Below are 12,354 nucleotides of genomic sequence, written 5' to 3' on the forward strand. Positions count from 1 at the left end.
TTTGTTCCTTTATGACAGGTTTATCAGCAAAAGCATACGACATTGTCACGACATTGCACGACATTACACGACAATGTCGGTATTTAACTGTAATAAAATTTCTAATATTTATATTGAAGGAAACTGGTCTTTTTTTGTTGAGTAGCCGTATTACCACCACGTTAATTAGATATTAATTAGGTATTAATTTTAAGGTGGTTTTTATGTCAATGTCTCCAGATGATGAATCAAGAATTATAGAAATGGCTTGGGAAGACCGAACGCCATTTGAAGCTATAGCGCATCAGTTCTCTATGCAAGAAAATGAAGTTATTAAATTTATGCGCCACCATTTAAAACCAAAAAGTTTTAAGTTATGGCGGGCAAGAGTGAGTGGGCGGATAACCAAGCATATAAAGCTTCGAAGTGACGAGGTAACAAGAGGTTACTGTCCTACGCAATATAAAAATCGCTAATGTCGAAGTTAGCTATCTGAACAATTATAAAATATTCTTTCGATTAATTATTTAATTTTAGCAAATAAAAACGGGCACCTATTGATGCCCGTTTTTTATCTAATACCACTAATTTGATTAATTAAACGTTAATCTTCTTCAACTAAAGTCATTAATGACGTGTTACCACCTGAAGCGGTTGTATCAATACTGACAGTTTTTTCAGTTAATAAACGTTGGATCAAATTATCAAAATATTCAGAACTGATCACTGGTAATATTGCACCTTGACGTTCCGCTAATTTTTCACTGATATAATGTTTACGATCACAGTTACTATCAACAACCACACCCGCTAATGCAGGGTGCGATAACATGGTTGATAAGTGACGTAAGCGGGCCACTTGAAATACCCCTGCATCGGCGCCGGTTGAAAGAAACTTATCTCTAAAGGCGATGGCTTCATCATAGTACAAGTCTGATACAACACTTATCACGGTATTACCCGTCGCTAAAGCCGTTACAATAGAAAGTACCCAGAAGTGAAAGCTCACATTTTTATCCGCAAAACAGATAATATTGCCGCGGTTTTCCAAATACAAAATATTAGACTCACCCGTTGGCCCAGGTAAGAATGTTGGCTTCTTCATGCGTTTTTCAATATCGATTAATTGTGCACGCGCTGATTTTAAGGTGCGGTTTAAATCGTCGGCTAAATCTTCAACAATATCAACATGGGCAATTTTTGCTAACAGTTGACGCACACAAGAAATACGGTTGTTAAGTTCGGTTAAACGCCATGCTTTTTCAGCCGCATTGGCTTTATCCATAAACAATACTGATTCTGCATCTGATTTTGCATCACCGTCTAGCGCTTCTACTTGTGAAGGCAATAAGTTAAATTGCTCAGCATCTGGTGTGGCTTTTTCTATCACTAAACGGGATAAATAATTTGGCCCACCGGCTTTTGGCCCAGTACCTGAAAGGCCTCGACCACCAAAAGGTTGCACGCCAACAATGGCACCAATCATGTTGCGGTTAATATATACGTTACCTGCACGAGACAATTTAGCGAGCTCGAACGCACGGTGTTCAATACGCGTATGAATACCCATAGTTAAGCCAAAACCTGTGCCATTAATTTTATCAACAACAGACTCTATGTCATTGCCTTTAAAGCGAACAACATGCACACATGGACCAAAAACCTCTTTCTTTAATACACTAATGTCGTCAATTTCATAAAGACGTGGCGCAAAAAAGAAATGTTCGTTTGCAGCAATGTTGTTGGTAATTTCATCGCCAATAGGGCATTGGTACAACAACTTGCCATGGTCTTTCATGTAATCACTGTGAGCATTAAGAGCAGAAAGTGCTTTTTGGTCAATTACCGGACCGATATCTGTGCTTAAGTATTCTGGGTTACCGACATGTAACTCAGCTAAAGCGCCTTTGAGCATAGTAATCACATCATCCGCGATATCTTCTTGTAAGAATAAAACACGAAGCGCAGAGCAGCGTTGACCGGCCGATTGAAAGCCTGAAGAAATCACATCATCAACCACTTGCTCAGGCAAGGCGGTCGAATCCACTATCATACAGTTTTGGCCGCCCGTTTCAGCAATAAGAGGTACTTGGTCGCCACCTCTGTCTGCTAAAGTTTGCGAAATAATGGTGCCCGTTTCAGTCGAACCCGTAAACATCACAGTTTGAATGCGCGCATCAGGAATAATAACGCTACCGACTTCGCTACCACGAGCAATCACCGCTTGTACTACGCCCTCTGGTAAGCCGACATATTTCATTAATTCAATGGTGCGCAGCGCAATTAAGCTGGTTTGCTCAGCAGGTTTAGCCAATACGGTATTACCGGTGGCAATAGCCGCGGCAACTTGACCTAAGAATATCGCTAAAGGGAAGTTCCATGGGCTGATACACAGCACAACACCACGCGCTTCTACGCGTTCGTCGGCCGCAATTTCAAGTGCTTGCTCGGCGTAGTAACGACAAAAATCAACCGCTTCACGCACTTCATCAATACCGTCTTGGGCAATTTTACCGGCTTCTTTAATACATAAAGCGATTAGCTCGTCAGTATGACGTTCAAGAATATCAGCAACACGACACAACAACGCGGCGCGCTCAGCTACTGGCGTTTGTGACCATGAAGTAAAGGCGGTTTGCGCCGTCTCTATCATCGCGAGCATGTCATCTTTACTATGGTGATGATGAAAGCCAATAATCTCTTTGTGATTTGCTGGGTTCATCACAGCGACAGCACCCGCAGGTAAGTCGTTACTCTTGATTTCGTTTGCTTCAAACCAATTATCTAATGAAACTTTTAACGGGGTAATAACATTAATATCCGTTAAGTCTAAGCCTTTAGAGTTATCACGGCCTAAGCCTTTTTTATCATGATATAAGGCAATAGGCTTGATGATTTGCTGGTTATATTTATCTTTTAAACGTTGAGTTTTTTCAACCGGATCTTCTAATAAAGACTCAACCGGCTGCGACTCATCAACGATAGCGTTAACAAAAGAAGAGTTTGCGCCATTTTCTAATAAACGACGTACCAAATACGCTAATAAGTCTTCATGATGACCCACTGGCGCGTAAATACGACATTGTATACTTTCCAATGACACAATTTGGTCGTACAACGAATCGCCCATACCGTGTAGACATTGGAATTCGAAACCTTCTTTATCATCACCGGCCAATTCAACAATCGTTGCGGCTGTGTAGGCATTATGGGTGGCAAACTGTGGGTAGATAGAATCTCTGTATTCTAATAATTTATTTGCACAGGCGTGATAAGACACATCGGTAGAAGACTTACGGGTGAAAACAGGGAAATGCTGAAGGCCATCTTTTTGAGCATTTTTGATTTCGGTATCCCAATAAGCGCCTTTAACTAAACGCACCATCATTTTACGGTTTACACGTAAAGTTAATTCACGTAACCAATCGACTACGAAAATAGCGCGTTTTTGATACGCTTGTAAGGCGATACCAAAACCATCCCAACCGGCTAAGTCGTCATCACTAAATACCGCTTCAATAATATCAAGCGAAATGTCTAAACGCTCAGACTCTTCGGCATCAACCGTTAAACCAATGTTATAGCTTTTGGCTTGCAAGCAAAGTGCTTTAAGTTTTGGCACAATTTCAGCCATCACGCGTGCTTGGTGAGTAAACTCATAACGCGGATGAATAGCAGATAGCTTCACCGAAATACCCGGCACGCGGCGTGGGTCATTTTTACCTGAAGCCCGTGCGACTTTACCAATGGTTTCTATTGCATCTTGATACGCTTTTAAATAACGGTTAGCGTCGTCCATGGTGCGCGCGCCTTCACCGAGCATGTCATAAGAGTAAACATAACCCTTTTGCTCTTTATCCGCTGCACGTTCTGTTGCCGCTACAATGGTTTCGCCCATCACGAACTGCTTACCCATAATTTTCATGGCATAGTTCATAGATTTACGAATAACCGGCTCGCCTAAACGACCGATAGTTTTTTTCAATAAACCAAAGCTGTCTTGTTTGCGTTTATCGGCATAATTCACCATAGCGCCGGTAATTAACAAGCCCCACGATGAAGCATTAACAAACAGTGATTCACTGCTGCCTAAATGCGTGCTCCACTGGCCTTGAGAAATTTTGTCACGAATAAGTACATCTTGGGTATGCTTGTCTGGCACACGCAGCAAAGCTTCGGCCAAGCACATCAAGACCACACCTTCTTCACTTGAGAGTGAATATTCGTTTAGTAAGGCGTCTATCGCACCGTTACCTGACTGGTCATTGCGAATTTTTAACACCATTTTACGCGCTCTTTCCCAAGCACGACTTCGGGCGCTGACGTTCACTTCAGCAAGGGGTAAAATATGATCTACCGCTGTATTCTCATCAATACGGTAGAATTCACGAATTTTTTGACGAGTTGGGCAATCTGAGACAAACGAACCATTAAAAAGCATATGCTTTTCCTCAAAATGACTAACGAATAGCTTGGTAAACGTTAGCGATAGTTACAATAGAAATAATTCGTGCATTCTAATGAAAACTTAACCGTATGTCCTAGTTAAATTTTAGTTTTAAGCCATTTAAAATAGCGCTAAATTACCTTATTTCCCTATAATGTATTTCAGGTTAAATGCTGCCAGTCAATTAGTGGTCACGATGTAGTAGTAAAGTGATTGTTTTTGCTAGAATTCACTTAAATATTTTCAACAATGTTGGTTGCTTTATATACTTGTCTAAAAACCCCTAATTCGCGCCCTAATTCGCGCCCTAAATCGCGCCATGAGTTGGCTAGTTTTATCAGGCAATTAATTTAAGTCGAATAGGTCATATCTTTAGTGTTGTAAATGCTGATGATGCTTTAAATAATTAAGGGTGTTCGCATAGTGACACTTGGTGGTCAAATATCTATTGTGTTACAATCTACGATTCCGCTTTCTCACTGCTCACATTGTTGGTTTTGTTTGTTAACTATTAAGTTTTATGGTTTAAAATAATTAATAAGTTAAGCTAAATACAACGTCACTTAAAATACCATGAAAAATAGCCAACCAATGCTCACATTATTACGTAATGTAAATATTTACGCCCCTAAGCCCCTTGGCATTAAAGATGTTCTAATTGCAGGTAATAAAATTGCAGCAATTTATGATCATGGAAAAGGGCAACTAGATATTCCTAAACAGTGGCACGTTAATGTTCTTAACTTTGACGGTGCGACGTTAACGCCAGGCTTTATTGATAGTCATGCTCATATTACCGGTGGCGGTGGTGAAGCAGGATTTGCAACGCAAGTACCACCTGTTGGCCTAACTGAGTTTACCCATGCGGGTGTTACTACCGTTGTTGGTTTGCTTGGCACTGATGATACGACGCGTAGTACTGAAAATTTATTAAGTCGAGTTTATGGTTTGCGTGAAGAAGGCTTATCCGCTTATTGTTGGACGGGAGGATATCACTATCCTTTAACCACTATAACGGGCAGCGCTAAATCAGATATTGTTTTTCTTGAACCGGTTATTGGTATTGGTGAATTTGCGATCAGCGATCACCGCTCTAGCCAGCCAACATTTGAAGAAGTGATCCGCCTTGCCAGTGAAACTCATGTCGCGGGTTTGATCACGGGTAAAGCCGGTATTATTCATTTTCATTTAGGTGATGGTGAAAAACGTTTAGCCTTAATTGAACAAGCAATTAGAGATACAGAACTGCCAGCGCGGGTGTTTAATCCAACCCATGTAAATCGCAATAAAGCTTTGTTTGAAGATAGTTGTAAGCTATTAACGCAAGGCTGTCATATTGATTTAACCGCATTTCCTGCTGGCACAGCTCAACCTGGTTGGGAAGCTTGCGACGCAATTGAAATGGCGATTGAAAGACAACTACCCTTAGAACAAATAACCCTTAGCTCGGATGGTGGAGGTTGCTTGCCTTGTTTTGACCCACAAGGTGAATTACTGCATATGGATTTTGGTCGAGCGAGTACGCTAGGAGAAACCTTAGTGGAAACTTTAAAGAAAGGTTTACCACTGGAGCAAGTTCTCCCTATGTTAACGAGCAATGTTGCTAATATTTTACGCTTTAAAAGCAAAGGGCAAATTGCCGTTGGTTTTGACGCTGATTTATTAGTGATGAATGAAAAATATGAAATTACTGATGTGATGGCGCAAGGTGTATGGCACAAGCAAAACAATCAGACAATTATCAAAGGTACTTTTGAATAGAGGTAAATATGTGTCCAGCTAAAACAATTGATGGTCAACAACGGGGATTTGTAATTCCCATCGGGGGGCAGAAGAGCGCGTTAAAGATCCTATTATTCTTCAACGTTTTGTTGAGCTATGTGGTGGGGAAGATGCATATATTGTTATTATTCCAACTGCTTCACAACTTGAAGAAACAGGGCCTAATTACGAAGATGTTTTTCATGAATTAGGCGTGCAAAAAGCAATTTCTTTGCCGATTAATGATCGTGAAGAAGCCAATAGTGATGAATACCTCGCTGAGTTGGATAAAGCTACAGGTATTTTTATTACCGGTGGCAATCAATTACGCTTGTCTACTATTTTGGGTGGCACTCCTGTCGCGCAAAGCATTCGTAAACGAAATGCTGATGGAGTTCATGTTGCAGGTACGTCTGCGGGTGCAGCCATTATGCCTGAGCATATGATCGCTGGCGGTCGCACGGGTGCATTACCTAATGAAGAAGGGGTTACTTTTGCTCCGGGCATGGGTTTAATTAATAAAGTTATTATTGATCAGCATTTTAGTCAAAGAAATCGCTTAGGACGTTTGCTCTCAGCTATTTCTTACAATCCATTTGCTTCTGGCTTAGGTATTTGTGAAAACACTGCTGCTTTTATTGACCCAGCAGGCGTTTTAGAAGTGGTTGGTCATGGTAGCATCACGGTAGTAGACCCTGCAGACTTATCGCATAGTTCAATGGCAGATGCGAGTAGAGGCGAAGCTATTACTTTAATCGGTCTTAAATTGCATGTACTTGGACCAGGCGCAACTTACTGTATCAACGAAAGAATAGCGACACCAGCAAGTTAAATTTTATGATAAAGCTCACCGAGAATTGGGTGGGCTTTATAATTTAATTACAACCACTTAAAGCAAATTTTAATTCCTCATTTCTCGCACAATAAAATATTTCCTCAAGTAGTATGTTCCCTATTCAAACCGTGGTATCTTTTCTAGACCGCGTTTAGTGTATCGGAATAATAAATAATAAATAATAAAAAATTCTCGTTAGAGTAATAAAAGGAAATCATGATGAAAATGCTCTCTTCCAACGTTTATGTTGGCCCTAATGTTTACGCTCATTTTCCTGTGATTCGCCACATCGTAGATATTGGTATTTTGGAAAATTACCCTTCAGTTAAATTGGGTACGGAATTTATTGACGGATTAATCACTAACCTGCCAAGTTTAGATCAGCACGGTTGCTCATATGGTGAGCCCGGTGGCTTTATTCGACGTTTAAAAGAAGACGAAGGAACCTGGATTGCCCATATATGGGAACACGTCACGCTCGAATTGCAATGTGTAGCCGGGACAGAAGTTACTTTTGGTAAGACCCGTACCACCGGTACCACCGGTGAATACAATATGGTATTCCAGTATAAACAACGAGATGTAGGCCTTGAAGCCGCCATTTTAGCGCGAAAACTTCTTATTTCATTAATGCCTGAAAATATTAAAGCCCAGCTGCAAACGACGCTTGAAGACGATTTTGATTTTCAACAAGAAATGGCTGATTTTATTCGCTTTGCACAACGCAAAGCTTTTGGGCCTAGTACACAATCACTGGTTGATGCCGCAGAAAAACGTGATATTCCTTGGTTACGATTAAACGAATACAGTTTAGTGCAATTTGGCCATGGTAAATATCAACAGCGCATTCAAGCGACTATTACCAGTGAAACTAAGCACATTGCGGTGGAGATTTCTTGCGATAAAGAGGATACCCATAACTTATTAAATGATCTTGGATTGCCTGTACCTCAGCAACGTATGGCGTACTCTGATGTACAAGCCGTGAGAATGGCAAAAAGTATTGGTTATCCAGTGGTGTTAAAACCGTTAAATGCCAATCATGGCCGTGGCGTTTCTATTGATTTAACGACCGAAGAACAAGTCATTACTGCGTTTGCTTTTGCCCGTGAACATGGCACAAGCCGAGCCGTTTTAGTTGAGTCGTTTTTAACCGGATTAGACCACCGAATGTTAGTAGTTAATGGCGAACTTGTAGCTGTCGCTAAACGTGTTCCGGGTCATGTTATTGGTGACGGCGTTAATAATATTAGTCAATTAATTGATATTATTAATGAAGACCCACGCCGAGGTGTTGGCCATGAAAAAGTACTAACGCAATTAGAGTTAGATACTCAAGCGCTGCGCTTGCTTCAAGAAGCCGACTTTACAGAAGCTACGGTATTACCTAAAGGCGAAATATTCTACTTACGTTCAACTGCAAACTTATCAACCGGCGGTACGGCCATTGATATGACCGACGTAGTACATCCAGATAATAAAACGATGGCTGAACGCGCGGTGCAAGCCGTTGGTTTAGATGTTGGCGGGGTTGATTTTTTAACCGCTGATATCACACAATCCTACAAAGATATTGGTGGCGGTATTGTTGAAGTAAATGCTGCACCTGGTTTTAGAATGCACGTAGCTCCAAGTGAAGGCAAGCCAAGAGATGTTGCCGGTAAAGTGATCGATATGCTATTTCCACCTACCTTACCGACGCGAATTCCTATTGCAGGTATTACGGGTACAAATGGTAAAACGACCACCTCTAGAATGTTATCGCATATTTTAAAAAATGCCGGACATGTGGTGGGTATGACCTCAACCGATGGCGTGTATGTTGATGGTCAGTTATCCGTGAAAGGGGATATGACAGGCCCAGTTTCATCACAAATTGTTTTACGTGATCCTGCGGTTGATATTGCGGTACTTGAAACTGCGCGTGGCGGTATTGCTCGTTCAGGTTTAGGCTATTTAGAAAGTGATGTTGCCGCTTGTATTAACGTCCAAGAAGATCATTTAGGGCTTAGAGGTATAGATACCCTAGAGCAACTCGCTGAAGTTAAACGTATTGTTGTTGAAGTGGCTAAAGACAGCGTCGTGCTTAATGCTGACGACCCACACTGTTTAAAAATGGCTGACCATACTAAAGCTAAACATATTTGTTATGTCACCATGAACACCGGCCATAGTTTAGTACGCGAGCATATTCGCGCGGGTGGTCGAGCCGTGGTATTAGAAAAAGGTATCAACGGTGACATGATCACCATTTTTGATAACGGCACTCACATTCCACTACTTTGGACGCATTTAATTCCAGCAACCTTGGAAGGTAAAGCGCTTCATAATGTGCAAAACGCTATGTTTGCAGCCGGCTTAGCTTATTGTTTAGGTAAGCCACTAGAGTCTATACAGCAAGGGTTGAGAACTTTTACCACCACTTTTTATCAAGCACCAGGCAGAATGAACGTGTTTGACGAACATAATTTTAGAGTGATACTTGATTATGCCCACAACGCAGATGGTGTGCGTTGTATGAGCGAATTAGCCAGCAAGTTAGAAGTTAAAGGTAAACGTATTACCGTGTTAGCAGGCCCTGGCGACCGTCGTGATGAAGACATTGTTAATATTGCGAAAGCTGCCGCCGGACATTTTGATATTTACATTTGTAAGGCTGATGATAATCGTCGAGGTCGTGCGGTAAATGAAGTTCCTGAAATGTTAGCTGCGGCGTTAAAAGGTGAAGGTATTAAAGCGTCACAAATACATTGTATTTCAGATGAAGTAGAGGCGATCAATAAAGGTCTTGAACTAGCCAATACGGATGACTTATTAATGGTTTTTGGTGATGCTATAACACGTTGTTGGAAGCAAATTATCAACTTTAATGGTGTTGGTGAGTCGGATCGTGAGGCAGAACAATCGCCACGTCAAACCGTTGTCTCTATGCTAGAAACTACAGAGCCAGACACTTTTGTGTTGGAAACAGGCATGAGAATTGTTACCGATGAACGTGGTGTGCGTTTGGTTTCTGAGCATGATGAAGACAGTGACTAAACTCAACTGAAAAGGGTTAACACTTTTGGACTTTCAAGCAAACTCTGATCAAGTTGCTGCTTTTTATGGCGCTATGTTTAATTTGGTTACTTTTAACAAGGCCAATGCTTTAAATATAGTATTCAATTACAAGCAACAGCTTGGGTATTTTTCGCTTAAAGGTCCTCAAACTCATATCTTAAAGTTGTTTGGGTATATATGAATAGAGAAAATATAACACTGAGCTTAGATGATAATCGTCGGCTGACCGGTAAAAATTTACTATCAGATCAGCCTGGCGCCATTATTGATGCCTTTGTCTCGGGTATTGATAAACTTATTGTGGTAAATATCTGGTCGATTTATGCTAATCGGTTACTCAAAGCGGTAAATTGGCCAAACGAAAAACTATACTCTCGTATCTTCGAAGACGGCATTACTATTGCCATAAGTGCTCCTTTGGATGCACTTTATGCTGCCTGTGATTTAAATGAATTGGCGTGGCAACTTACTTGTGAAGAGTTAACAAACACAGCGAATAAAGAAGAAATATCGGCAGCAATAACACGTTTGAAAACGACCATAGCAGAAGAAGTTAACCCTAAGTTACTCGAGTTAATTGAGCAGTCAAAAGCTAATAATATTGTTTACTTGGTTGACGATGATGAGTTTTCATTGGGCTACGGCACAACAGCACAATGTTGGCCAATATCAGCACTGCCTGAGCCATCAAGCCTAAACTGGTCGCAATATAAATCGATACCACTTGCTTATGTTACCGGCACCAATGGTAAATCGACTAGCGTGCGAATTATGTCGCAAATTATAGAGCAATCGGGAAAGTGTTGCGGTGTTACCTCAACCGATTTTATTCGTGTGGGTAACAATATCATTGATCACGGCGATTATTCAGGTCCTGGCGGGGCAAGAATGCTATTGCGCCATCCCGATACTGAAACGGCCATTTTAGAAGTTGCTCGCGGCGGTATTTTACGTCGTGGATTACCGATAGATAATGTTGATGCCGCTTTAATTACCAATATTGCTGAAGACCATTTAGGTCAATATGGCATTAATACCGTTGCCGCATTAGCCAAAGCGAAAGCCGTTGTAGCCAAAGGCTTGATGAATAATGGACAAAGCAGCGGCACATTAGTGCTTAATGCCGATGATGAATATTTAGTAGCGTTGGCGCCAGAACTCCCGGTGAATAAGTGCTGGTTTTCTTTGCATGAAAACAATACAACACTGCAGCAGCATAAACAAAAGGGTGGTGCTGTTTGTTTTGTACGTGATCAACAATTGATTTATGCCAATCACGATGAAGAGTCAATTATTATTGCTGTAAATGACATTCCAATGACATTAAATGGCGCCGCATTGCACAATATTCAAAATGCACTCGGAGCGATTGGCTTAGCTAAGTGCTTTAATATTGAAAATAAAGCGATTAAAGCCGCGTTATCTATTTTTGCTAGTAACAGTGAAGACAACCCTGGTAGAGGAAATCAGTTTAAGATTCATCAGGCGCAAGTGATCATGGACTTCGCCCACAACGTGCATAGTATGGAAGCCATGGCTGTTACCACGGCGAATATAAAAGCACAGCGTAAATTTTTAATGTTAAGTCATGCCGGTGATAGAACTGACACTGAAATCATCAATATGACGAAAACAGCGCTAAAAATGCAGCCTGACTTCATTATTGCTGCTGAAGTAGCGCCTTACTTACGCGGTAGAGAACTCGGCGAAGTACCTCAGCTAATTGTTGATACGGCGCTCGCCCATGGTATGAAAAAGTGTAACATTTTCACTTTTGATAGTCCGTTTTTAGGCACTAAATATGTTGTAGAACAGTTAGCTAAAGATGACTTAGCTTTACTTATGGTATTGTCTGAGCGCGACAAGATAACTGAACTGTTACTTGATAAATCTTCTAATACCTCTGTTTAATTCACCTCAAAAAATGAAATAATTGTAAGCTTGCTAATTTATCAGCAAGCTTAAACTTCCTCCTTAAATCAAATAGTTCATTCCTTCATTAATACCAATAAATTCCACTGATTTTATTCATTAGCAGCAATAAATTTTAATCTTTTATTAAAGGATTATTAACGTAGTTAGTTTGATTGGTAATATTTTTTGGTAATGGCGCTTAGTGGTTTTACTTTGTGCTGTCCTAAATAACTTTTTGTTATTTTTTCCTTGTTTTTTATGGGGTTTTATAGATTTAAAGTAGGGAAGGTAATTGATTGAATAGATGTTATTAATGATTTTTAAGTGTGTTTCATATGATTTGTTATTAATTGGTAAT

6 protein-coding genes are annotated in these 12,354 nt (G+C 40.6%); 5 read left to right on the plus strand and 1 reads right to left on the minus strand.

Going from position 1 to position 12,354, the window contains the following annotated elements; translation table 11 throughout:
* Positions 1–209: 209 nt before the first annotated feature.
* Positions 210–455, plus strand: coding sequence for a TIGR03643 family protein (locus A3Q33_RS11500; protein WP_502687247.1), 246 nt, complete (start codon positions 210–212; stop codon positions 453–455).
* 128 nt (positions 456–583) lie between these two features.
* On the opposite strand, the gene putA is transcribed toward A3Q33_RS11500, so the two are convergent.
* Positions 584–4,420 (minus strand): bifunctional proline dehydrogenase/L-glutamate gamma-semialdehyde dehydrogenase PutA, encoded by a 3,837-nt coding sequence (gene putA / locus A3Q33_RS11505; protein ID WP_081180065.1) that lies wholly within the window; start codon positions 4,418–4,420, stop codon positions 584–586.
* A gap of 597 nt (positions 4,421–5,017) precedes the next feature.
* Here putA and iadA point away from each other — a divergent pair.
* The 4 genes from iadA to A3Q33_RS11525 all read left to right on the plus strand — a co-directional run bounded on the left by iadA (position 5,018) and on the right by A3Q33_RS11525 (position 11,993).
* Complete coding sequence (gene iadA, locus A3Q33_RS11510) at positions 5,018–6,187, plus strand: beta-aspartyl-peptidase (RefSeq protein ID WP_081182545.1); 1,170 nt, start codon at positions 5,018–5,020, stop codon at positions 6,185–6,187.
* 94 nt (positions 6,188–6,281) lie between these two features.
* Positions 6,282–7,019 carry a cyanophycinase gene (locus A3Q33_RS11515; protein WP_353615527.1) on the plus strand — a complete coding sequence of 246 codons (738 nt, stop codon included), beginning with the start codon at positions 6,282–6,284 and terminating at the stop codon, positions 7,017–7,019.
* A gap of 222 nt (positions 7,020–7,241) precedes the next feature.
* Positions 7,242–10,061 carry a cyanophycin synthetase gene (gene cphA, locus A3Q33_RS11520; RefSeq protein ID WP_081180066.1) on the plus strand — a complete coding sequence of 940 codons (2,820 nt, stop codon included), beginning with the start codon at positions 7,242–7,244 and terminating at the stop codon, positions 10,059–10,061.
* Between the two features lie 198 nt (positions 10,062–10,259).
* Positions 10,260–11,993 carry a Mur ligase family protein gene (locus A3Q33_RS11525; RefSeq protein WP_231295641.1) on the plus strand — a complete coding sequence of 578 codons (1,734 nt, stop codon included), beginning with the start codon at positions 10,260–10,262 and terminating at the stop codon, positions 11,991–11,993.
* Positions 11,994–12,354 lie beyond the last annotated feature (361 nt).

Source organism: Colwellia sp. PAMC 21821, from assembly GCF_002077175.1.
In the GTDB taxonomy this organism is placed as follows: Bacteria; Pseudomonadota; Gammaproteobacteria; order Enterobacterales; family Alteromonadaceae; genus Cognaticolwellia.

What these genes read in the sequence shown, in the direction of transcription:
- A3Q33_RS11500 (WP_502687247.1), top strand. Translation starts at nt 210, where the DNA reads ATGTCTCCAGATGATGAATCAAGAATTATAGAAATGGCTTGGGAAGAC.
- iadA (WP_081182545.1), top strand. Translation starts at nt 5,018, where the DNA reads ATGCTCACATTATTACGTAATGTAAATATTTACGCCCCTAAGCCCCTT.
- A3Q33_RS11525 (WP_231295641.1), top strand. Translation starts at nt 10,260, where the DNA reads ATGAATAGAGAAAATATAACACTGAGCTTAGATGATAATCGTCGGCTG.
- cphA (WP_081180066.1), top strand. Translation starts at nt 7,242, where the DNA reads ATGAAAATGCTCTCTTCCAACGTTTATGTTGGCCCTAATGTTTACGCT.
- putA (WP_081180065.1), bottom strand. Translation starts at nt 4,420, where the DNA reads ATGCTTTTTAATGGTTCGTTTGTCTCAGATTGCCCAACTCGTCAAAAA.